General features: G+C 56.0%; 18 protein-coding genes. 11 read left to right on the top strand and 7 right to left on the bottom strand.

Features of this window, described 5'->3' with window-relative positions:
- Positions 1 to 44: 44 nt before the first annotated feature.
- Complete coding sequence (locus tag VIJ98_RS18600; protein WP_323275414.1) at positions 45 to 860, bottom strand: TIM barrel protein; 816 nt, start codon at positions 858 to 860, stop codon at positions 45 to 47.
- Between the two features lie 424 nt (positions 861 to 1,284).
- Between VIJ98_RS18600 and VIJ98_RS18595 the strand changes: the two genes are divergently transcribed.
- Both VIJ98_RS18595 and iolB read left to right on the top strand, forming a co-directional pair.
- Positions 1,285 to 2,790 (top strand): CoA-acylating methylmalonate-semialdehyde dehydrogenase, encoded by a 1,506-nt coding sequence (locus tag VIJ98_RS18595; RefSeq protein WP_323275412.1) that lies wholly within the window; start codon positions 1,285 to 1,287, stop codon positions 2,788 to 2,790.
- Between the two features lie 24 nt (positions 2,791 to 2,814).
- Positions 2,815 to 3,630 (top strand): 5-deoxy-glucuronate isomerase, encoded by an 816-nt coding sequence (iolB, locus tag VIJ98_RS18590; protein WP_008107945.1) that lies wholly within the window; start codon positions 2,815 to 2,817, stop codon positions 3,628 to 3,630.
- Positions 3,631 to 3,711: 81 nt separating this feature from the next.
- Here the strand turns inward: iolB and VIJ98_RS18585 are convergent, their stop codons facing one another.
- Together VIJ98_RS18585 and iolC are read right to left on the bottom strand one after the other, a co-directional pair.
- Entirely contained in the window at positions 3,712 to 4,557 is an 846-nt protein-coding gene (locus VIJ98_RS18585; RefSeq protein ID WP_008107943.1) for a MurR/RpiR family transcriptional regulator, read from the bottom strand.
- Positions 4,558 to 4,844: 287 nt separating this feature from the next.
- Entirely contained in the window at positions 4,845 to 6,758 is a 1,914-nt protein-coding gene (gene iolC / locus VIJ98_RS18580; protein ID WP_154194030.1) for a 5-dehydro-2-deoxygluconokinase, read from the bottom strand.
- Between the two features lie 549 nt (positions 6,759 to 7,307).
- On the opposite strand from iolC, the gene iolD reads away from it, so the two are divergent.
- From iolD to iolE, 3 genes are all read left to right on the top strand, one after another.
- Positions 7,308 to 9,242, top strand: a complete 1,935-nt coding sequence (gene iolD, locus VIJ98_RS18575) for a 3D-(3,5/4)-trihydroxycyclohexane-1,2-dione acylhydrolase (decyclizing) (RefSeq protein ID WP_061719748.1) — start codon at positions 7,308 to 7,310, stop codon at positions 9,240 to 9,242.
- Between the two features lie 73 nt (positions 9,243 to 9,315).
- Entirely contained in the window at positions 9,316 to 10,329 is a 1,014-nt protein-coding gene (locus tag VIJ98_RS18570; RefSeq protein ID WP_008107937.1) for a Gfo/Idh/MocA family protein, read from the top strand.
- Between the two features lie 65 nt (positions 10,330 to 10,394).
- Positions 10,395 to 11,291, top strand: a complete 897-nt coding sequence (gene iolE / locus VIJ98_RS18565) for a myo-inosose-2 dehydratase (RefSeq protein ID WP_061719747.1) — start codon at positions 10,395 to 10,397, stop codon at positions 11,289 to 11,291.
- Positions 11,292 to 11,368: 77 nt separating this feature from the next.
- Here iolE and glpD read toward each other — a convergent pair whose 3' ends face one another.
- The gene (gene glpD / locus VIJ98_RS18560) at positions 11,369 to 12,877 is read right to left on the bottom strand and encodes a glycerol-3-phosphate dehydrogenase (RefSeq protein ID WP_008107935.1); all 1,509 of its coding nucleotides are present in this window, start codon (positions 12,875 to 12,877) and stop codon (positions 11,369 to 11,371) included.
- Between the two features lie 351 nt (positions 12,878 to 13,228).
- Between glpD and glpE the strand changes: the two genes are divergently transcribed.
- The 5 genes from glpE to malQ all read left to right on the top strand — a co-directional run bounded on the left by glpE (position 13,229) and on the right by malQ (position 19,950).
- The gene (glpE, locus tag VIJ98_RS18555) at positions 13,229 to 13,555 is read left to right on the top strand and encodes a thiosulfate sulfurtransferase GlpE (RefSeq protein ID WP_008107933.1); all 327 of its coding nucleotides are present in this window, start codon (positions 13,229 to 13,231) and stop codon (positions 13,553 to 13,555) included.
- Positions 13,556 to 13,587: 32 nt separating this feature from the next.
- The gene (gene glpG, locus VIJ98_RS18550) at positions 13,588 to 14,412 is read left to right on the top strand and encodes a rhomboid family intramembrane serine protease GlpG (protein ID WP_154157314.1); all 825 of its coding nucleotides are present in this window, start codon (positions 13,588 to 13,590) and stop codon (positions 14,410 to 14,412) included.
- A 42-nt stretch (positions 14,413 to 14,454) separates the two neighbouring features.
- Complete coding sequence (locus VIJ98_RS18545; RefSeq protein WP_008107931.1) at positions 14,455 to 15,213, top strand: DeoR/GlpR family transcriptional regulator; 759 nt, start codon at positions 14,455 to 14,457, stop codon at positions 15,211 to 15,213.
- Between the two features lie 226 nt (positions 15,214 to 15,439).
- Positions 15,440 to 17,845: a maltodextrin phosphorylase gene (malP, locus tag VIJ98_RS18540; protein WP_154157230.1), complete on the top strand. Its 2,406-nt coding sequence runs from the start codon at positions 15,440 to 15,442 to the stop codon at positions 17,843 to 17,845.
- 50 nt (positions 17,846 to 17,895) lie between these two features.
- The gene (malQ, locus tag VIJ98_RS18535; RefSeq protein ID WP_323275409.1) at positions 17,896 to 19,950 is read left to right on the top strand and encodes a 4-alpha-glucanotransferase; all 2,055 of its coding nucleotides are present in this window, start codon (positions 17,896 to 17,898) and stop codon (positions 19,948 to 19,950) included.
- Between the two features lie 39 nt (positions 19,951 to 19,989).
- On the opposite strand, the gene nfuA is transcribed toward malQ, so the two are convergent.
- Both nfuA and gntX read right to left on the bottom strand, forming a co-directional pair.
- Positions 19,990 to 20,565: a Fe-S biogenesis protein NfuA gene (gene nfuA, locus VIJ98_RS18530; protein WP_008107927.1), complete on the bottom strand. Its 576-nt coding sequence runs from the start codon at positions 20,563 to 20,565 to the stop codon at positions 19,990 to 19,992.
- Between the two features lie 58 nt (positions 20,566 to 20,623).
- Complete coding sequence (gene gntX, locus VIJ98_RS18525) at positions 20,624 to 21,301, bottom strand: DNA utilization protein GntX (RefSeq protein ID WP_154157228.1); 678 nt, start codon at positions 21,299 to 21,301, stop codon at positions 20,624 to 20,626.
- Between the two features lie 35 nt (positions 21,302 to 21,336).
- Here gntX and bioH point away from each other — a divergent pair, with 35 nt between their 5' ends.
- Positions 21,337 to 22,107, top strand: a complete 771-nt coding sequence (gene bioH, locus VIJ98_RS18520) for a pimeloyl-ACP methyl ester esterase BioH (RefSeq protein WP_154157227.1) — start codon at positions 21,337 to 21,339, stop codon at positions 22,105 to 22,107.
- On the opposite strand, the gene VIJ98_RS18515 is transcribed toward bioH, so the two are convergent.
- A complete protein-coding gene (locus VIJ98_RS18515; protein WP_154157226.1) occupies positions 22,091 to 23,776 on the bottom strand; it encodes an alpha-amylase family glycosyl hydrolase in 1,686 nt (561 codons plus the stop codon). The genes bioH and VIJ98_RS18515 overlap by 17 nt on opposite strands.
- Positions 23,777 to 23,870: the final 94 nt, after the last annotated feature.

The following is a 23,870-nucleotide window of genomic DNA, read 5'->3' as shown; positions in this document are numbered from 1 at the left end:
CCAACACTAGCAAAATGTGTCATTAGACACAGATAAGGGTTCGTTTAGGCTTGCAGCAACTCAATGCTGTAGCGAATTTGGCGTTCAATCTCAGCGGTATTCCACGTCTCCAGTTCCGACGAAAACGGCTCAAATGCATAAACGCCTTTGTAGCCCAGCATCTCCAGACGTTTCACCTGTGCCACGCTGTTTAGCACATCGCGGTCGCTGAGCATGATGCGTTCTTCATCGGTCAGTTGCGCCGTCGGGCGGGTATCTTCCACACCAGACAAATGCACCAGCCCAATATGGTTGATATCAATCTCCTGCGGGAACTCGTTTTCGGCGTTCTCATACAGGTGATGATGGAACGTATCGAGCAGCACTTTGAACGGTACTTTTGCCTGCTGAATCAGCTTTTGCGTTTGCACCGCCGAGCGCAGCGAACTGACTGGGAAGCCCAGCGGTTCCACCAGCCCCTGAATGCCATACTTCTCAAAGCGCGGTGCCAGCACCTGCAGCGCTTCCAGCGTCTGCTGGGGCGAAATCTTAATCCCTTCATTCAGCGGACACATCACCAGCGCTTTTGCGCCGATGGCTTGAGCTTCCTGCAGCAGCGCGTCGGCTTTTGCCAGCAGCGCCTCATCGGCACGGTTAAACGGATAGAGCGCGTTAATCGTTACGATTTCAATGTGGTACTTATCCGTTAGCGCCCGCAGCTGCGCCACGCTGAGATCATCGGTGACCTTGCCGCTCTGCATGTCATTACGCAGTTCAACCTTGCTCAATCCCAGACGCTGCACCAGTTGAAAGAAAGCTTCCAGCGACAGCCTGGGCGCAATTTTACGGTTAATACAGAAACGGGTTGGATCGATGGCCATAGGCGGCTCCTGTAAACGGATACGGTATCGGTGCTGCAAAGAGAACATTTATTTCATTATTATTGAATTATGAAATATCAGATATTGGATCTGCCTCGCAAAAATTTCATATTTCGTTTCGCGTTGCATGTGGAAGCTAGATTTCAGACACAAATTCTGTGCGCGCAACGGCTTAGCTGTGATGCGGTTTGGCATACCTGTAGCGCCAGTAGGGAAGCGCTACGGGCGGATTTGCACCCGGCTGTCAGCGCAGGCGGAAAAAATGCGATCCATGCCGCTAAAAGGAAATTTTCCAAAAAGAAGTATTTGAAAAATTCATTTCATTACGATAGCTTCATAGCACGCTTTAAGTATTGCCTGCACACGCAGCGTCGCGGTTCGAACGGGCTATCTGCAGGGAACTTCACATCTAAGAGGCAACGACATGACTATCGTAGGAAACTTTATCGGCGGCAAAATTACCCACAGCGCCAGCAATGAAACCATTCCCGTGTACGATCCGGCGACCGGCAAAGTCGTGCGTGAACTGACGCAGAGCACCGCTGCTGAAGTGGAAAAGGCGATTGAAGTCGCTCATGCCGCGTTCCCGGAATGGTCGAAAACCGCGCCGTTGCGTCGTGCCCGTGTGATGTTCAACTTTAAAGCGCTGATGGAAAAACATCGCGAAGAGCTGGCGGCACTGATCGTTTCTGAGCACGGCAAAGTGTGGTCCGATGCGCTGGGTGAACTGACGCGCGGTATCGAAGTGATCGAATATGCCTGCGGTATTCCACATCTGATTAAAGGTGAGAACTCACCGAGCGTCGGCACCGGCGTTGATAGCTACTCGCTGATGCAGCCGGTCGGCGTTGTTGCGGGTATCACACCGTTCAACTTCCCGGCGATGGTGCCATTGTGGATGTTCCCGATCGCGCTGGCGTGCGGCAACACCTTTATCCTCAAGCCACCGGCGCTGGATCCATCCGCTTCTGTGCGCATGGCCGAACTGCTGAAAGAAGCCGGCCTGCCGGATGGCGTATTCAACGTGGTGCATTCGTCTAACGAAGATGCCGAGCAGCTGTACAAAGATCCGCGCATCGCCGCAGTCAGCTTCGTCGGTTCTTCCGGCGTGGCGGAGCACATCTACAAAACTGCCAGCGCCCACGGTAAACGTGTGCAGGCGTTCGGCGCGGCGAAAAACCACGCCATCGTGATGCCAGATGCTGATCTTGATGCCACCGTGAACGCCATTATGGGCGGCGCGTTTGGTTCAGCCGGTGAACGCTGCATGGCGCTGCCAGTTGTTGTTGCCGTTGGTGACGACACCGCAGACAAACTGATTGCGCGTCTGACGCCGCTAATCAAAGCGCTGCGCGTCGGTCCTGGCATCCAGAAAGGTGCCGAAGAGAATGAAATGGGGCCGGTGGTTTCTGCTGCGCACCAGAAGAAAGTGCTGGGCTACATCGACAAAGGTGAGCAGGAAGGCGCGAAGCTGGTGGTTGATGGCCGCGGCATCCAGGTTGCTGGCCATGCAGAAGGTTACTACGTTGGCGGCACGCTGTTCGACAACGTGACTTCAGATATGACCATCTGGCGCGAAGAGATCTTCGGACCGGTGCTGAGCATCATGCGTTCCAGCGATTACGACAGCGCACTGCTGCTGGTTAACAGCCACGAATTCGGCAACGGCAGCGCCATCTTCACCAGCAACGGCCACACCGCGCGTGAGTTCGTGCAAAACGTCGAAGCCGGCATGGTTGGCGTTAACGTGCCTGTTCCGGTACCAATGGCATTCCACAGCTTCGGCGGCTGGAAACGTTCGGTGTTTGGTGCGTTGAACGTGCACGGTCCAGACGGCGTGCGTTTCTATACCCGCATGAAAACCGCCACCGTGCGTTGGCCGAGCGGTCAGCAGACCGTCTCTGAGTTCAGCATGCCGACGCTGGGCTAATTTCGCTCAACAAGGAGGAACAGGATGTCTCTGATTTCGAAAGCGCAAAAACCCGACAGCAACGGCCGTATCCAGCACGTCACGCCGGAAAGCGCGGGCTGGGAATACGTCGGCTTTGATGCCTATCTGCTGAAAAAAGGGCAGAGCCTGAAGCTGAGCAGCGGCGACAAAGAGCTCTGTCTGGTGCTGGTGGCGGGCTTTGCTTCGGTGAAAACTCGTCACGCCGAATTCCCTAATCTCGGTAAGCGTCTGTCGCCGTTTGAACGCATTCCACCTTACTCGGTGTACGTCCCGCATAACGACGAAGTGGAAGTGTATGCGGATAGCGATCTGGAGCTGGCGGTGTGTAATGCACCGAGCCGCGGCAACCTGCCGGCGCGACTGATTGCGCCGGAAGATGTTGGCGTTGAGCAGCGTGGTAAAGGGCGTAACCAGCGTCTGGTGCACAACATTCTGCCGGATAACAAAGAGGCCGACAGCCTACTGGTGGTGGAAGTGTATACCGACGAAGGCGCGACCAGTTCGTATCCCAGCCATAAGCACGACCAGAAAGACAGCCCGGACGAAACCTATCTGGAAGAGACGTATTATCACCGTTTCGATCCTGAACCAGGTTTCGCCATGCAGCGCGTTTATACTGACGACCGTTCACTCGACGAGTGTATGGCGCCGTATAACCGCGATGTGGTGACGGTGCCGCGTGGCTATCATCCGGTGGCGACCATTGCCGGTTACGATAACTACTATCTCAACGTGATGGCGGGTCCAAAACGTCTGTGGAAATTTACCTGGGAGAAAGATCACGCCTGGGTGAACAGCGACCAGTATCCGCGTTCGTAGGATGCACACCAATGTAAAAAGGGCAGCCAGGTGGCTGCCCTTTTTGTTGGGTGGTCGCCATGAATGGCGACCCTACGAGAGTTATTCGCTGGTGACGTTGTTGTTCAGCGCTAACGATACGGCGAGCGTCTGTGCCAGACACAGCGACGCCACCTGCGAACGGAAGCCATCCACCTGCGCTTCACGCACCACAAAGCACACATCGCTGAAGGCAGCTAGCGGGCTGACCTGGCTGTCGGTGATGGCGATGAGATGCGCACCACGCTTAGCGCCTAGCTCAACCAACTCCACCGCTTCACGCGCGTACGGCGAGTAGCTGATGGCGATCACCACGTCTTTCGGGTTCACCATGCTCAGCTGCTCGGTGAACATACCGCCGAGGCCGTCGATCAGGAACGCACGACGCTCCAGATGGCGCAGCGCATACACCAGATACGATGCGACGCTGAATGAGCGACGCAGGCCGATGATGTAGATGTTCTCAGCTTCATCGAGCATTTTCACCGCGCGATTCAGCTGATCTGGATTGACCTGCATCGCCAGCTGTTGCAGCGCCTGACTGTTCACCATGGTGAAGACGTTGAGGATTTCGGCCGGGCTCTCGGGTGAGGTGGCGCTGTCGTCGGTGGCGGTCTGGCGGAACAGACGTGCGCGCTCGGTGTAGTTCACGGTCTCTTCCATCAGGTGCTGACGGAAAACCTGTTTCATTTCGTTGAAGCCGCTGAAGCCAAACGCGTTGGCAAAGCGGATCAGCGTAGAAGGCGGTACATCCGCATGTTGCGCGATAGAGGCAACGGTATCGAAAGCGATGCTGTTACTGTTATCAAGGATATAACGAGCCACCTGCTTCAGGCGTTTGCTCAGCGTCTCATAGCGACGACGGATCTCGTCCTGTAACAAGGTTAATTGCGTTGGATTATTGGTCATTACTTCGGCCCGCTAAAAAAGAAAATATGGCTGGATAATGAGCGCTATAGTACCAGATGGATGGAAAATTTCATTTGTTTGACATCATCGTGACGCTTATTTCATCGGTTTATGAAATGCCTCACAAAAAGAGGGGCAAACAGGGCGGGAGTTATGCTGTTACCAGGTCGCCATAAATGGCGCCCCTACAAACAGACACGTAGGGTCGCCATTTATGGCGACCTGGACAAGGTGCGTGACCAAAAAAACGGCCCATCAGGGCCGCTTCATCATCATTGAACGCATCGTTATCCGCGCACAGCGCGCCAGTAGCCGATCAAACGCAGGTAGTTACCTTTCACGGTCTCAATCAGCGCCTTATCATCCAGCTCGCCTTGCAGCCATTGGCGTGATGGCTGACCGAAGATGGTGCGACCTACTGCGAAACCCTTCACCCACGGCGCTTGCGCGGCGGCGGCGAAACCGGCTTTCAGTGTCTCTTCCGGCGCATCAAGGCCCAGCAGCAGAATGCCGCGGCAGTGTGGATCGTTCTGCTCGATCAGCCCGCTGATCGCCTGCCAGCTCTCGGCAGACAGCGGCGGCAGTTTCCACCAGTCCGGCTGAATGCCAAGGCTGTAGAAGTGGCTCAGCATGTCGTAATAGTAAGATTCATTACGGTCCGGATTGCTCTCCGGCAGAATCAGTTCCAGCAGCAGTTCGTGCCCGCTCTTGTTACAGCCATTCCACACGTCGAGAACCAGATCATCCTGCTCTTTACGCAGTTCAGCGCTGTCGTGCGGATGGTAGAACACCAGGCATTTCACTACGTGCTCGGCAGGCCAGTCGACCAACTGCGAGCCGATGTTGCCGTGCTCCAGGCGCAGCGGACGTGAACTTGGCAGTTCAATCGGACGCCCAATCCACCAGTTTTTACCGGTAATCGCGTTCAGCGCTTTCTGGCCGTAAGTGGTATCCGCGAGGATGCCGCTCTTCTCATTCAGACCGGCTTCGTTAGCCGCTTCTTCTGCGGCACGCAGCAGCAGCAGTTTCAATTGTGGAATGCGCTCTTCGCTGACGCCCGCTTCGCGCGCCATATCAGCCAACTGCTTGCGATGGTCGAAGGCGAAGACATTCAGCTCAGGCCACTGCTGTTTACGCGTGGTAACGCGATGCAGGTGATTGAGACGCGCATCGAGATCCGGACGTTTCACGTCTTTATCGCGACTGAGGAAATCATCCAGCTCTTCTTTGGTTGGCATCGCTGGTGCGCAGCCGTGGCGCGACACTACCAATGCGCCACAGGCGTTGGCGTAACGGCACGCTTGCTCCCAGCTTTCATCGTTCAACCAGCCGCGCAGCAGGCCAGACATAAAGGCATCGCCCGCGCCCAGCACGTTGAGTACTTCTACACGCACGCCGCTCTGCAGTTTGGTCTGTTCCCAGCTATCCGGGATCTCGCCCTCAAACACCACGCAACCCAGCGGACCGCGTTTGCAAACTAATGTGGCCTGGCTCGATTTACGCACATTTTTCAGCGCGGTCAGCGTATCGGTGCTGCCACCGGCGATATGGAACTCTTCTTCCGTTCCGACCACCAAATCGAAATAGTGCAGCACTTCCTGCAGCTGTTGCGTCACTTCGCCCGATTCAATGAAACGCGTTTCGCCGTCGCCGAGGGAAGTCAGTCCCCACAGCACCGGACGATAATCGATATCCAGCGCGGTGCGCAGGCCGTTGCGTTTGGCGATTTCCAGCGCTTTCAATACTGCGGCGCGCGTTTGTGGATGCGACAGGTGCGTGCCGGTAACGGCGACCGCACGTGAAGAGGTGATGAACTCTTCTTTGATATCTTCCGGCACCAGCCCCATATCGGCGCAGTTGTCGCGGTAGAAGATCAGCGGGAAGCTCTCTTCATCTTTGATCCCGAGGATCACCAGCCCGGTCAGGCGATGCTTATCGGTAATCAGGCCATCGGTATTGCAGCCCGCACGTTGCAGCTCTTCACGCAAAAAGCGGCCGTTATGTTCGTCACCCACACGCGCCAGCATCGCCGATTTCAGGCCCTGAATGGCCGTACCGTAGGCCACGTTGCCGGAAGATCCGCCGAGATATTTGTTGAAGCTGGTCATATCTTCCAGACGTGATCCAATTTGCTGACCGTAGAGGTCGACGGCGATGCGTCCGATACAAATCACATCAAGCCGCTTCTGTTGTGTACTCATACCTATTGTTTCCTTCTGTGATAAGCAGACACTGCGGGCGCTGCCGCCCAACGTCGAGCGCTTTGCTTCCGGGTTCTCAAGGTGCCTGATTGGCTTTGGTCGCAGTATGAGGAATAAAAATTCCAAATTCAATATGAAATGAAACATCCATCACGATTTTGTGAGCCAGGTAAAACTCTGACGAAGCCGCAAAGCGGCCGCGCATTCACCATGAGTTTCAGTGATAGTCAGGCTTGTGAACCAGGTCTCAGGAAAGTGCTGGTGAATCAAGGAAGCTACTGAAGTGAAATGAAATTTCGTTATGACCGTAAAATGACCTTTTACTGTTCCACTTTTCCCCCTTTTGCGGCTCGCGCAGCCCACGTTTCATTGCTGAATTTGATCTCCATCGCAAAATGAAATGTTTCTTCTGTAATCGTGTTTAATGAAAAAAATATTTGTTTATAATCGCCTCACGTTTCACTTAATCCGCGGGCGCCGTGAACGGCAGTTTTTACCCGAACCGCGATGTACCTCGCCGCAGGTACCAGCATGTAAAGGAAGAAGCATATGGGCACAATCAGACTCACCACGGCACAGGCGCTGGTAAAATTTCTTGATAACCAATACCTGAACGTTGACGGCGTTGAAACCAAATTTGTGAAAGGCATTTTTGCCATTTTCGGTCACGGCAACGTGCTGGGATTGGGACAGGCGCTGGAGCAGGACAGCGGCGATCTGGTGGTGCATCAGGGCCGTAACGAGCAGGGCATGGCGCACGCCGCCATTGGTTTTGCCAAGCAGTCGCTGCGTCGTCAGATTATCGCCTGTACTTCATCGGTCGGTCCTGGCGCAGCCAACATGATTACCGCTGCCGCCACCGCGACTGCCAACCGCATTCCTTTATTGCTGCTGCCGGGCGATGTGTTCGCCACGCGCCAACCGGATCCGGTATTGCAGCAGATCGAACAGAGCCACGATCTCAGCATCAGCACCAACGACGCGTTCCGCGCGGTGAGCAAATACTGGGATCGCGTTAGCCGTCCAGAGCAGCTGATGACCGCCTGCATCAACGCCTTGCGCGTGTTGACCGATCCGGCAGAAACCGGCGCGGTGACGATTGCGCTGCCGCAGGACGTGCAGGGCGAAGCCTGGGACTTCCCGGAATACTTCTTCCAGAAGCGTGTGCACCGTCTGGATCGCCGTTTGCCAACCGCCGCGCAGTTACAAGATGCGCTGGCGCTGATTGCGCGCAAACACAAGCCGCTGATCATTGTCGGTGGCGGCCTGAAATATTCTGACGCCGGTGATGCGCTGCTGAAATTTGCCGAGCGCTTTAACATTCCGTTTGCCGAAACTCAGGCCGGTAAAGGCACCATCGTTTCCGATCACCCGCTGAATGTCGGCGGCGTGGGCGAAACCGGCTGTCTGGCGGCCAACCTGCTGGCGAAAGAGGCCGATCTGGTGATTGGTATCGGTACGCGTTACACCGACTTCACCACCGCGTCGAAATGGATTTTCCAGAATCCGGATGTCAGCTATCTGAACCTCAACGTCAGCAACTTCGACAGCTACAAGCTGGATGCGGTGCAGCTGCTGGCGGATGCGCGTGAAGGTTTAACCGCGCTGGAAAGTGGTTTACAAGGTTTCGAAAACCATTGGGGCGGCCAGATTGAGCTGTCGCAAAGCAAGTTGCTGAAAGAGACGCAGCGCGTCTATGCCGCAACCTATAACACCGACGATTTCATTCCGGAAATCGCCGACCATGCCGATCGCGAAGCGCTATTTGCGGAGTTTGAGCGCCTGACGAAATCGGTGCTGACGCAGAGCAGCGTGCTGGGCACCTTAAACGAGCAGCTCCCAAAGGATGCGGTGATTGTCGCGGCAGCGGGCAGTCTGCCGGGCGACCTGCAACGCGTGTGGCGCACCAAAGATTACAACTCGTACCACGTTGAGTACGGCTACTCCTGCATGGGTTACGAAGTGAATGCCGCGCTGGGCGTGAAGCTGGCGCAGCCGCAGCGTGAAGTCTACGTCATGGTCGGCGATGGCTCGTTCATGATGCTGCACTCCGAGCTGGTCACGTCGATTCAGGAAGGGGCGAAAATCAACGTGGTGCTACTGGATAACATGACCAACGGTTGTATCAACAACCTGCAGATGGAACACGGCATGGACAGTTTCACCACCGAGTTCCGCTTCCGTAATCCGGAAGGCGGCAAGCTGGATGGCGGCTTTGTGCCGGTGGACTTCGCGGCAATCGCCGGCGGTTACGGCTGCAAAACCTACCGCATCACCACGCTTGAGCAGCTGGAAGCCGCGCTGATCGATGCGCAGAAGCAGACCGTTTCCGTGCTGTTCGACATCAAAGTGCTGCCAAAAACCATGGTGCACAAATACTTCAGCTGGTGGCACGTCGGCGTGGCGCAAACCTCGACGTCCACGCGCACGCAAGAAGTGGCCGATAACCTTAACGTGCATATCGAACAAGCACGTAAGTACTAAATCTTTTTTAGGCCGGCGTTCGTCGGCCTTGTTTAACCCTTACTCTTCCGACTCTACATCTACAGGTGTAATTATGACGCTCAAACTCGGTGTAATTGGTACCGGTGCAATTGGTCAGGAACACATTCGTCGCTGCAATAACGTTTTGCAGGGTGCGAAAGTGGTGGCAGTTTCTGATATCAACGTGGAAGGTGCGCGCGCTGCGCTGCAACGTCTGAATATCGAAGCCGAGGTTTATCAGGATGGTCATCAGGTGATCAACTCGCCAGACGTTGACGCCGTGCTGGTGACATCCTGGGATCCGACCCACGAAGAGTTCACGCTGGCGGCAATCGCGGCCGGCAAACCGGTGTTCTGTGAAAAGCCGCTGGCGCTGAGCGCTGAAGGTTGCCGTCGCATTGTCGATGCCGAGATCAAACACGGTAAACGTCTGGTGCAGGTTGGCTTTATGCGCCCGTACGATTCCGGCTATCGCGCGCTGAAAAAAGTGATTACCGACGGTGAAATCGGCGAACCGCTGATGCTGCACTGCGCACACCGCAACCAGAGCGTCGGCGAGAATTACACCACCGACATGGCGATCACCAACACTCTGATTCACGAGCTGGACGTGCTGCGCTGGCTGACGGAAGACGACTACAAAACCGTGCAAGTGGTGTTCCCGCGTACCACGTCGAAGTCTCACGCCAAACTGAAAGATCCGCAGATCGTGCTGTTCGAAACGCAGAAAGGCATCCGCATTGACGTAGAGATCTTCGTTAACTGCGCGTACGGCTACGACATTCAGTGTGAAGTGGTGGGCGAAGAGGGTATCGCTAAGCTGCCTGAGCCTTCGGCGATCCAAACGCGCAAAAACGCGCGTCTCGGCGTGCCGCTGCTGACCGACTGGAAAGACCGTTTCATCGATGCGTATGACGTTGAGCTGCAAGCGTTTATCAATGACGTTAAAGACGGCCAACTGACCGGACCTTCTGCCTGGGATGGTTTTGCTGCTTCCGTGGCCGCCGATGCCTGCCAGAAAGCGCAGAACAGCGGCGCAATCGAGCCGGTTACCATGCCGCCGCGTCCGGATTTCTACGCCAAATAACTGAGCTGTGCGCTAAATACTCCTCGGCGGCTCAGCGGCCGCCTCTGTGAATCAGGGACAACAAGATGAACAAAGACAACGTTAAACTGGCGATTGCGCCAATCGGCTGGACCAACGACGACATGCCGGAGCTGGGCAGCGAAAACACCTTCCAGCAAACCGTCAGTGAAATGGCGCTGGCAGGCTTTACCGGTAGCGAAGTGGGCAGCAAATACCCGCGCGATCCGGCGATTCTCAAGCCGATGCTGGATATCCGTGGTATTCAGATCTGCAATGCGTGGTTCAGCACCTTCTTCGCCAACGGCGAAAAAGCGAAAACCATCGACGAATTCACCAATCACATGAACTTCCTGCATGCGATGGGCGCGCGTGTGATTGGTTGCTCCGAGCAGAGCAAAAGTATTCAGGGCACCACGCTGGCGGTGCTGGAGCAGAAGCCGATTTTCAGCGATGAAGAGTGGCGCTTAACGGCAGAAGGCTACAACGAGCTGGCGGAGATTGCCGCGAAGAAAGGCATGCGTTTGACGCTGCACCATCACATGGGCACCGGCATTCAGACGCCAGCCGAGATTGACCGCTTTATGGAATCGACCAATGAGAATGTTGGCCTGCTGTACGATACCGGCCATATCTACTATTCCGAAGGCTCACAGCAGGCAATGCTGGATGTGCTGACCAAATATCTGCCGCGTATTTTCCACGTGCATCTGAAAGATGTGCGCGACAGCGTGGTCGCGGAAGTGCGCGAGAAATCCCTGTCGTTCCTCGATGGCGTGAAGAAAGGCACCTTTACCGTGCCGGGCGATGGCGTGATCGATTTCAAACCGGTGTTTAAAATCCTCGACGATTACGGCTATAAAGGTTGGATGGTGGTGGAAGCGGAACAGGATCCGGCGCTGGCCAATCCGTTCGAATATGCGGTGAAAGCGCGTAAGTACATCCGTGAGAATGCAGGGTTGTAAACTAGCGGGAATAAAAAAGGTCGCCATGAATGGCGACCCTACAAACGGGGCGTCATTTACGACGCCCCGTTTTTATATTATGACGCTAACGACAACGCCGGTTTCTGTGCGTTGACCGCCAGCCACTCAGCAATACGTGCCTGCTCGGCAGCGCTCAGCCACATACCTTGTTTGGTACGACGCCAAATCGCATCATCCAGCTCGCGTACCCATTCGTTTTTCACCAGGTAACGCAGCTCGGCTTCGTAGAACTCGTGACCGAAATTCTCGCCCAGATCGTCGATGCTCTTCGCGTCTGCCAGCAACTCTTCGGTGCGGCTGCCGTAAGTACGGGCAAAGTGACGCGCCATACCTTCGCTGATAAACGGATAGCGACGACGCAGACCGGCGGCGTAATCATCGCGTGAACCAGAGAAATCACCGCCCGGCAATACCGCGTTTTTGGTCCACGCTGGGCCGATGTTCGGGTAGTACTTGGTCAGTTTCTCCAGCGCATGTTCCGCCAGCTTACGATAGGTGGTCAGCTTACCGCCGAACACTGACAGCAGCGGCGCCTGGCCGTTGTCGTCATGCACATCCAGCGTGTAATCGCGGGTGATGGCCTGCGGCGAATCCGATTCGTCATCGCACAGCGGACGCACGCCTGAGTAAGTCCAGACGATGTCATCTTTGCTCAGCTGCTGTTTGAAGTGTCCGTTGAACACTTTCAGCAGGTAGCTGATTTCGTTGTCATCGATCTTCACGTCTTTCGGATCGCCTTTGTACTCCACGTCGGTGGTACCAATGATAGAGAACTCGTCCATCCACGGAATGACAAACACGATACGGTTATCTTCGTTCTGCAGGATATACGCCTGCTTTTCGCGGTGTACGCGCGGCACCACGATGTGGCTGCCTTTGATCAGACGAATGCCGTACGGCGATTTCAGCTTCAGGCCATCGTCGAAGAACTCTTTTACCCACGGACCGGCCGCATTGACCAGACCTTTAGCACGCCAGGTGTAGGTTTTGCCGGTATCAATATCTTCGGCTTCTACCATCCACAAACCGGCTTCACGCCAGGCGCGGGTCACGCGAGTGCGGGTACGCACTTCGCCGCCCTGTTTTTCCACTTCCTGCGCGTTGAGAACCACCATGCGCGCATCATCAACCCAGCAGTCAGAATATTCGAATCCGCGCGTGATCTCCGGCTTGAGGGCCGAATCCGCGCCAAAACGCAGGCTTTTGCTGCCCGGCAGCGTGGTGCGTTTGCCGAGGCGATCGTACATAAACAGGCCCATGCGGATCATCCACGCCGGACGCAGATGCGGACGGTGCGGCAGACGGAAACGCATCGGGAAAGCGATGTGCGGCGCCATTTTCAGCAGCACTTCACGTTCTGCTAAGGCTTCGCCCACCAGGCGGAATTCATAGTGCTCAAGGTAGCGCAGGCCGCCGTGAATCAATTTCGAGCTGTTGGAGGAGGTTGCACAGGCCAAATCCCGCGCCTCCAGCATCAGCACCGACAGTCCGCGTCCTGCAGCGTCCACTGCAATGCCGGCTCCGTTAATGCCGCCGCCGATCACGATCAGGTCTTTGGTTTCCACGTCATCTCCTCCGATGTTCGGAATAGTTCTAAAATGTTCGTTTTCGAGCGTAATAATAATCGGAAACCAACATCGACGCCAGCGGTTAACTGAATAAAAACATTTTTGCGTGATATAGCTAACATTCCGACAGGAAAAAAATCACATAACCCTATAAGTTGTCAGGTTATCGCGGCGGCTTCTCAGGTTAAACTAGGCGCTAATTGTGTAATGCTTATGAGTTGAGCATGTTTAGGTCGCCATGAATGGCGACCCTACACCGGGCAATCGTAGGGGCGCCATTCATGGCGACCTGGCAGCAACACCGGTAATTTTTTAACCGCTAATTGTGACCAAGTAATGAGAGACACCATGGAAACCTTCGAGTGTATTAATGTCCTGCAGGCGCAAGAGCATCTGGCACAAGGTGCGCAGCTGGTGGATATCCGTGATCCGCAGAGCTTTATGATGGGCCACGCGGCGGGCGCGCAGCATCTGACCAATGACAATCTGGCGGATTTCATCGCCAACGCGAATCAGGCATTGCCGGTGCTGGTGATGTGCTATCACGGCAACAGCAGCAAAGGCGCGGCGCAGTTCTTGCTGGGTCAGGGATTCAGCGCGGCGTACAGCATTGACGGCGGATTTGACGCCTGGCGCGCGGCATTCCCGGCGCAGGTTGCCCTCGGCGACGCCTAAGCCCATCGCATAAGGAAGGAGAGCACCGCATGATGCGCATCACCCAGTTTAACAATCCGCGCATGGCGCAGGCGTTTGTCGACTACATGGCGACACGCGGCGTGACGCTACGCATTGAGCGCGAAAGCCACTTCGTCATCATGTTGGACGATGACAGTAAGTTTGAGATGGTCGAAAACGAACTCGCGCAGTTTGTGCGCGATCCCAACCATCCGCGCTATCAGGCTGCCAGCTGGCATAGCGGCAGCACCGAAAGTGGCTTGCGCTACGAGCGCACTAACATCTGGGCGAGCATTCGCGAACGCGCAGGTCCGCTCACCATGACCATCATGATCGCCTGCATCGCGGTGTTTATCCTGATGCAGATCGTTGGTGATGATGTGGCGCTGGATTGGCTGGCGTGGCCGGCGGACTCTTCGCAATATTTCCAGGTGTGGCGCTGGTTTAGCCATGCGTTGCTGCACTTCTCGCTGCTGCACATCCTGTTCAACCTGATGTGGTGGTGGTATCTCGGCGGTGCGGTCGAAAAGCGTCTCGGCAGCGGCAAGCTGTTTGTGATTATGCTGATCTCGGCGTTGCTAACCGGCTGGATGCAGGCCAAGTTTAGCGGCGTGCTGTTTGGTGGCTTATCGGGCGTGGTTTACGCGCTGATGGGTTACTGCTGGCTGCGCGGCGAGCGCGATCCCGAAAGTGGTATTTATCTTGAGCGCGGCCTGATTGGCTTCGCGGTCGTATGGTTGGTGATTGGCTGGTACGGCGCATTTGGTCTGTCGATCGCCAACGCCGCGCACGTCACCGGCTTGCTGGTGGGTTTAGCGATGGCATTTGTTGATACGCGTAAGATTACGCGTCGTTAGCAGCACCAATAAAAGAAGCGGCTACGAGCCGAGGAGAGAGATGTGAAGCAGACGCAACGTCATGACGCCATTATCGATCTGGTCCGGCGTCAGGGATATGTCAGTACCGAAGAGCTGGTGGATCACTTTGAAGTCAGCCCGCAAACCATTCGGCGTGACCTGAACGACCTGGCCGATCAGAACAAAATCATGCGTCATCACGGCGGGGCGGCGTTGCCGTCCAGCTCAGAAAATACAGCATGGCAGGATCGTAAGATGATGTGGTCGGCGGAGAAAGCGCGCATCGCCGAGCGTGTGGCGAGCCAGATCCCCGATGGCGCGACGCTGTTTATTGATATCGGCACCACGCCGGAAGCGGTGGCACATGCGTTGCTCAATCACAATAATCTGCGCGTCGTCACCAACAACCTCAACGTAGCAATTCTGCTGATGGCGAAACCGGATTTCCGCGTGATTATCGCTGGCGGTGAAGTGCGCACGCGCGATGGCGGCATCATGGGCGAAGCGACGCTGGACTTCATTTCGCAGTTCCGCCTCGATTACGGCATTCTCGGTATCAGCGGCATTGATATGGATGGTTCGCTGCTGGAGTTCGATTATCACGAAGTGCGCACCAAACGCGCCATTATCGAAAACTCGCGCTGTGTGATGCTGGTGGTGGATCACTCGAAGTTTGGTCGCAATGCGATGGTCAACCTTGGCAATATGAGCCTGATTGATTACATGTATACCGATCAAAGCCCGCCGGCTAGCGTGCTGAAAGTGATTGAGCAGCACGAAGTGCATCTCGAATTGTGTTGATAGCGTGGTAAACGGTCGCCATGAATGGCGACCCTACAAAGGATTGAGTGCGTATTTATGCGCACCAGGTCGCCATGAATGGCGACCGTTCGATACCCAGCGTGCACGATTTTTTTCCTGGTACTGACATTTCCCTGTCGCTTTTTTCTGCGGCCCCAGCTTTACTTATCCTTTCACCTCTTGCGCTCGCCCCGGCTTTACCGTTAACGGACACGAAGGGATTGATATGTCGCAGCAAAAATTCAATAAAACACGTTTCGACGCCGCTCTTACCCGCCAATGGCAACATCTTGGACTCACTTCCGCTCAGCAAATGACACCGCACCAATGGTGGCAGGCGCTGAGCAGCGTGCTGGCAGAAATGCTGGCGACGCAACCACCTGCGCCACCTAAACAAGGGCAGCGCCACGTCAACTATCTGTCGATGGAGTTTCTGCTGGGGCGTTTAACCGGCAACAATCTGCTCAATCTTGGCTGGTACAACGAGGTGCAAGCCGCGCTGGCGGAACATCAGGTTGAGCTGAGCGAACTGCTGGAAGAGGAAGTTGATCCGGCACTCGGCAACGGCGGATTGGGGCGCTTGGCCGCCTGCTATATGGATTCAATGGCGACCATCGGCCAGGCGGCGATGGGCCACGGCCTCAACTATCAATACGGCTTGTTTCGCCAGACGTTTGCCGATGGACAGCAGCAGGAAGCGCCGGATGATTGGCAGCGCGATCGCTATCCGTGGTTCCGCCATAACGCCGCGCTGGATGTGAAGGTTGGCCTCGGCGGCAAGGTCAAAGAGAATCACGATGGCAGCATCCTCTGGCGACCTAAAATTCACCTCAAAGGTGAAGCCTGGGATTTGCCGGTGGTGGGTTATCGCAACGGCATCACTTTGCCGCTGCGACTGTGGAGAGCCACTAGCGCGCAGCCGTTCGATCTCACCGCGTTTAACAACGGCCAATTCCTGCAGGCTGAGCAGCAAGGCATCGAAGCCGACAAGCTGACCAAAGTGCTCTATCCCAATGATAATCATGCCGAAGGTAAGCGGCTGCGCCTGATGCAGCAATATTTCCAGTGCGCCTGCGCGGTAGGCGATATTCTGCGGCGTCATCATCTCGCCGGACGCGCCATTCGCACTTTGCCTGATTTCGAAGTGATCCAGCTTAACGACACGCATCCCACCATCGCCATTCCGGAGATGCTGCGCGTGCTGCTGGATGAGCATCAATTGAGTTGGGACGATGCGTGGCACATCACCAGTCGCACCTTTGCCTACACCAATCACACGCTGATGCCGGAAGCGCTGGAGCGTTGGGATGAGAAGCTGGTGCGTGACCTGCTGCCGCGCCATATGTTGATTATCCGTGAGATTAATCGCCGCCTGAAAAAGGTGGTGAAGAAACAGTGGCCGGACGACAAAGCCACCTGGCACAAGCTGGCGGTGGTGGCCGACGGTCAGGTGCGCATGGCGAATCTGTGCGTGGTGAGCTGTTTCGCCGTCAACGGCGTGGCGGCGCTGCACTCCGAGCTGGTGGTGAAAGATCTGTTCCCGGAGTATCACCTGCTGTGGCCGAATAAATTCCATAACGTCACCAACGGTATTACGCCGCGCCGCTGGTTGAAACAGTGCAATCCGCTGCTGTCGACGCTGATTGATGACAGCCTGCAGGTTGAGTGGGCCAACGATCTTGATGCGCTGGCGTGGCTGGCACCTTTCGCCCGCAAAAAAGCGTTTCGTCAGCAGTTCCGCGACATCAAACAGCAAAACAAACAGCGGCTGACGCTCTACATCAAGCGCGTGACCGGTATTGATATCAATCCGGATGCGCTGTTTGACGTGCAGATCAAGCGGCTGCACGAGTACAAACGTCAGCACCTCAGTTTGCTGCATATGCTGCACTGCTATCGCCAGCTGCGCGACAACCCAGATAATCCCGACTTCGTGCCGCGCGTGTTTCTGTTTGGTGCCAAAGCCGCGCCCGGCTATTACCTCGCCAAAAACATCATCTATGCCATCAACAAAGTGGCGGAGGTGATCAACAACGATCCGCGTGTCGGCGATCGCCTCAAAGTGGTGTTTATCCCGGATTACCGCATCACCGCTGCAGAGCTGATGATTCCGGCTGCCGATCTCTCCGAGCAGATTTCTACCGCCGGTTATGAAGCTTCCGGTACTGGCAATATGAAGCTGGCGCTGAACGGCGCGCTAACCATTGGCACGCTGGACGGCGCCAACGTGGAGATTGCCGAAGCGGTGGGTGCGAAGAATATCTTTATTTTCGGTAACAGCGTTGACGAGGTGAAGGCGCTGAAGGCGGGCGGCTACAGCCCGAAAAAGCTGCGCAAACAGAATCCTTATCTGGATGGTTTGCTGAAGGAGCTGGAGAAGGGCAAGTTCAGCGACGGCGATAAGCACGCGTTTGACCTGATGCTGCAAAGCCTGACCAAAAATGGCGATCCCTGGCTGGTGCTGGCTGACTTTGATGCCTACATCGCCGCACAGCAGCAGGTGGAAGCGTTGTGGAAGAATCAGGAAGCCTGGACGCGCGCGGCCATTCTGAATACCGCACATACTGGCCGTTTCAGTTCTGACCGCTCGATTCGTGATTACCAGCAGCGGATTTGGCAGGCGGCACGATAATCGATATTTCGGTCGCCATGAATGGCGACCCTACAAATTTCGGAGAAGCAATGACGCTTAACAAGCTGGATCAGGCGGCACAGGATGCCGGCATTTCGCTGCGCTTTATCAACGCTCACGGCGAGCTGGAAACCATCAGCGATGACACTAAACGCGCGCTGCTGGCGGTCATGGAAACGCCAACCGGCAAAGCGCCACCGCTGCCGCCGGTGCAGGTCTTTGTCGCACGCAGCAAGCGCCAATTGACGCCACAAGGCAGCGGCACTTTTTCCTGGCAGCTACAAACCGAACAGGGCAAAAGCTTCAGCGGCGAGGTGCAAGGCGACGAACTACTGACATTGCCGCCGCGTTTGTCACAAGGTTATCACCAGCTCACGTTGCGCAAAGGTCGCCAGCAGTGGCAGACGCGCATTATCATCGCGCCGCGTCGTTGCTTTATCCCCGAATCCATCGAGCAAGGAGAGAAACTGTGGGGCGCGCTGGTGCAGCTCTACACGTTGCGGTCGGATGATAATTGGGGCATCGGTGACTTTGGCGATTTAGCGCAAATGCTGGAGAAGGTCGCCGATTATGGCGGTGACTTTGTCGGCCTCAATCCTTTACATGCGCTTTATCCTGCACAGCCAGAAAACGCCAGTCCTTACAGCCCAACCTCGCGGCGCTGGCTCAACGTGTTGTATATCGACGTGAACCGGCTGGAGGATTTCCAGCACAGCGAAGCAGCGCAGCGTTGGTGGCAAATGGCGAAAACACGTCAGGTGCTGGAGCAAGCGCGCGCGGCCGAGTTTGTCGATTACAGCACGGTGGCCGTACTGAAATTGACCGCGCTGCGCTTTGCCTGGCAGCGCTTTCAGCCTCGCGCCGCTGATGATGCTTCGTTCCAGCAATTTATTGTCGAGGGCGGCGATCATCTGCGTTATCAGGCAGCTTTTGATGGCATTCTCGCCGAGCGCAGCCAGCAACATCCCGATGAATGGGGTTGGGCGAATTGGCCGGAAGGCTGGCGCAACGCCTTGTTGCCAGAAGTGCAGCAATGGTGCGCGCAGCACGAGGATGAAATTCAGTTCTGGAGCTGGTTGCAGTGGGTAGCGCAAGAGCAGTTCGCCATCTGCTGCCAGATCAGCCAGCAACTTGGCATGGAAGTAGGACTATATCGCGACTTAGCGGTCGGCGTGGCGCAGGGCAGCGCGGAAACCTGGCAGGATCCGGAGCTGTATAAACTCGGTGCATCTGTCGGCGCGCCGCCGGATCGTCTCGGTCCGCAGGGACAAAACTGGAGTTTGCCGCCGCTCGATCCGCATGTGATGCGCGCGCGTGGCTATCAACCGTTTATCGATCTGCTGCGCGCCAATATGCGCGACTGCGGTGCCTTGCGTATCGATCACGTCATGGCATTGCTGCGTTTGTGGTGGATTCCCTACGGTGAAAGCGCGGATAAAGGCGCTTACGTGGCGTATCCGGTGCACGATCTGCTGGCGATCCTCGCGCTGGAGAGTCAGCGCCATCGCTGCATGGTGATCGGTGAAGATCTCGGGACGGTGCCGAAAGAGATCGTTAGCCTGCTGCGCAACAGCGGTATTTTCTCGTGGAAAGTATTGTTCTTTGAGCAGCACGGCGATGGCAGTTACCGTCAGCCGCACGAGTATCCCGCACAGTCGATTGCCAGCGCCAGTACGCATGATTTGCCGACGTTGGCGGGATTCTGGGGATTTAAGGATCTTTCTCTGGGGCACAAACTGGGCTTGTACAAAGAAAGCGTGTTGATTCCCTTGCTGGGACAAAGGGATAAACAAAAACAGGCGCTATTAGATGCGCTGCATCAGATGAATACGTTGCCTGCGCGCCAAAGCTTCGTTGCCAGCCGAGTGTCCTTCACACCGGTGCTCAATCGCGGCTTCCACCGCTATCTGGCGCGGACTAACAGCGCATTACTGGGGCTGCAACCAGAAGATTGGCTGGCTATGTCTTCACCGGTCAATGTGCCGGGCACGGTGGATGAATATCCGAACTGGCGGCGCAAGTTAAGCGTCACTTTAGAAGAGATGTTTAGAGGAAAAGTGCCGGGCTTGCTAACTGCGGTCAATACAGGGCGCAGGAAGCGTTAGAGAACGCGCGGCAGCGTCGGGTCGCTGCCGCGTGCTAAATCAGTAGTACGAGTGTTCGCCGCGCTGGTGCTCGGTCAAATCACGCACGCCTTTCAGCTCAGGGAAGGCTGCCAGCAGCTCTTTCTCAATGCCATCTTTCAGCGTCACGTCGATCATCGAACAACCGTTGCAGCCACCGCCGAATTGCAGAATGGCGATGCCGTCATCGGTGATTTCCATCAGCGATACGCGACCGCCGTGGCCAGCCAGCTGCGGGTTAATCTGCGCTTGCAGCAGATATTCCACGCGTTCCACCATCGGCGCATCGTCAGAGACTTTACGCATTTTGGCGTTTGGCGCTTTCAGCGTCAGCTGCGAACCGAGGTTGTCGGTGACAAAGTCGATTTCCGCGTCATCGAGGTACGGTGCGCTCAGCTCATCAACATAGGCTGACAGTTTTTCGAACTTAAATTCGGTATCAGTCGCTTCTACTGCATCGGGTGGGCAGTAAGAAACACCGCATTCTGCGGTTGGCGTACCCGGATTAATGACGAATACGCGAATCTGAGTGCCATCTTCTTGTTTGGACAGCAATTTTGAGAAGTGCTCTTGCGCAGCATCAGTAATAACGATCATGGCGATTGCTCAATAGTTGACTAAATTACTTGGTTATAATACGCCCAACACCGACGCTCTACAAGGTACGGCACAGGCAACCAATGTGTACGCTGGCCGCGCCTTGCGCCAGCAGGATGCGGCTAATTTCCGCCACGGTACTTCCGGTCGTCACAACATCGTCGATAAGCAGGATATGGCGTCCGCGCACCGGCATTTCAAGGCGAAAGGCACCGCGCAGGTTCTTTTTGCGCGCGCTGGCGCTCAATGAGTGCTGGACCGCGCCGTGTCGTACACGCTTTACCCCTTCGCGATATTCACAGCCCAGCCAGCGAGCCAGCGGTTTTGCCAGTAGTGCCGCCTGATTATAGCCGCGTTGCCAGGCGCGCCGACGATGCAGCGGTACGCTCAGCACCAAATCTACACGCGGCAGCCGGTAATCACGACGCATTGTTAACAATTTTAACAAAATCAGCCGCGCCAGCATCACTCTGAGTGCGGTTACGCGAGAAAACTTCAGCTGCTGCACCCAATCACTCAGCGGCGGCAGGTAATCACTGACGCAACTCAGGCTCTGCCACGGCGGCGGACGGCGCAGGCAGCGCCCGCAAGGTTGTGTTCCACTGGCCGGTAACCCGCAGCACGGACAGAGTGCCGGCAGGCGCGGAATCTGCTGCACACAGCGGCTGCACAAACCGTGGCTGGCAATCTGTAGCGGCAGGCGGCATAGCCAACACAGTGCCGGGATTGGTAGCATAGCGACCTCCTTTTCACTTTTCCGGAGTGTAACCGATGAGTTCGCTTTACTGGCACACCACAGGCACGGGCGATCGCGATCTTGTGCTGCTGCACGGCTGGGGTTTGAATGCCGAAGTGTGGCAAAACATGGTTCCGCGACTCAGCCCGCATTTTCGCCTGCATCTGGTGGATCTGCCGGGCTTTGGCCGCAGCCAGGGTTTTGGGCCGCTGACCTTAGCGGAAATGGCGCAACAGTTGTTGCCACAATTACCCGATCGCGCAGTGCTGCTCGGCTGGTCGCTGGGTGGATTAGTTGCCAGCCAACTGGCGTTAACCCAACCGCAGCGCGTTGCAGCGCTGATCACCGTCGCCTCATCGCCGTGTTTTACCGCGCGTGATGAATGGCCGGGGATTAAGCCCGAAACGCTGCAAAGTTTTCAGCAGCAGCTCAGCACTGATTTCCAGCGCACCGTGGAGCGCTTTCTGGCACTGCAAACCATGGGCACGGAAAACGCACGCCAGGATGCGCGTCAGCTGAAAGAGGTGGTGTTATCACAGCCGATGCCGTCGGTTGAGGTGCTGGAAGGGGGATTAGAGATTTTGCGTCAAGACGATTTGCGTGCCGCGCTCGACGATCTGCCGCTGCCGTTCCTGCGCATTTACGGCTATCTCGATGGATTGGTGCCGCGTCGTATTGCAGAGGAACTGGATGCTCGCTGGTCAGATTCATCCTCAGTCGTGATGGAAAAAGCCGCGCATGCGCCTTTCATCTCTCACCCGGATGAATTTACGCAGTTGATAATCAAGTTTACCGCAGCCACATAAACTGCCACGCAGCCAGCGTTAACGGCTGGCTGCCATCCAGCTTCTCCCCGCTAATCACATCCTGCACAAGCCGCGTCAGCGGTAACTGCGTCGTCACGTCATGATGGCTGAGATTAAACACGCACAGCAAACCCTCTTCGCTATTCGGTTGATGGCGACGCAGCATCAGCAAGGTGTTCTCGCTCTCCAGCAGCGTCATCGGGTTATCGGGATGGAATGCAGATTGTCGCGTACGCAGCTGAATCAGTGCGCTGAGGCGTTCATACACCTGCTGACGTAGCGGGTTGCCGCCGCTGATCCACTGCTCCATCTCATGCAGATCATATTTCTGACGATTGATGGCGCGGTTGTGACCGGCGGCGCGCACGCCGTCGTTATCGTTGCGCGAGCCAAGAATACTTTGGATGTAGATCGCCGGTACGCCGGGAAACGACAGCAGAATGGCGTGCGCCAGCAGAAAGCGACGCAGCCGCGTGTCATCGTCATCGCCTTGTTGATTCAGCGCATCAAAATAGGTGACGTTGATTTCGTATGGGCTGGTGGTGCCATCGGCATTGTTCTTGTACGAGACCAGCGCGCCTTCCAGCGCTAAATCGCGCACCAGCGCCACAATCTCCACTTCCGACAAAATGCCGCGTGCCGGATTCAGTCCAATGCCGTCGTGCGAGGCAAGAAAGTTGAAGAAAGTCGTGGTGCCGCCGCCTAAATCCAGCGTGCTGGCCCACTGACGCAGCGCACGTGCCGATCCGGAATGAATGGCGTGCAGCACCAGCGGCGGCAGCGAAAACTGATATACCATTTGCGCTTCATCTTTGCCGTTGCCGAAATAGCTGATGTTGTCTTTGTGCGGCACGTTGGTTTCGGTAACGATTACCGTGCCGGGCGCCACCTCATTGGCGATGGCGCGAAACAGCTTCACCAGCTGATGCGTTTTCGGCAGGTGAATGCAGTTGGTGCCCGGCGTTTTCCACATGTAGCCCACCGCGTCGAGCCGCACATAATCCGCGCCTTTGATCAGGTAATCGAGCAGCACATCGACCATGCGAATCAGCACTTCCGGATTGCCAAAGTTGAGGTCGATCTGGTCGGCGCTGAAGGTGGTCCAGATATAGCGTGTTTCGCCGTTGGCCATTGCAAACGGCGTGAGCAGCGGCGAAGTGCGTGGGCGCGTCACTGCGCTGAGATCGGTGGCGGGCGGCATGCTGATAAAGAAATCATCCCAACCGGGATCCAGAGCCAGAAAATGCTGAAACCAGCGGCTGTGCGCCGACATGTGGTTGCAGACAAAATCGAACATCAGGCGCGTTTCGCTGTGCAGCGCGCTGATGTGCTGCCAGTCGCCGCAGATCGGATTGACCTGGTGATAATCGATAACCGAGAAGCCGTCGTCCGATGAGTAGGGAAAGAACGGCAGCAAATGCACCAGGCTGAAAGTGGATTGCAGATGCTGCTGATAAAAACGCGAGAAGCTGGCGAGGGTTGGCTGTTCGGGTTCGCGGAACTGATCGGCGTAAGTGATCAGCACCACATCTTTCTCATCCCAGTGAGCCTTGCGCGGCAGTTTTACCGTATCGCGCGCGGCACGAATGTGCGAAAGCAGGCGTTCACGTGCCGCGACCGGAAAGCTGCCGTGATAAATCTCATCGATTAAGGCGTTGATAATATCCATTGGATCGCAGGGCCACGCGGCAGGTCATTTTTTCAAAGCGTAGATGGACGAGCAGATTTATCAAGGCGGTATGCGCGCGGAGACGGGATGTCTC

It is taken from the genome of Pantoea sp. S18 (assembly GCF_045689705.1).
Classification (GTDB): domain Bacteria; phylum Pseudomonadota; class Gammaproteobacteria; order Enterobacterales; family Enterobacteriaceae; genus Pantoea; species Pantoea symbiotica.
Note: the sequence above shows the minus strand (reverse complement) of the source record. Positions and strands in the feature narration are given on the sequence as shown.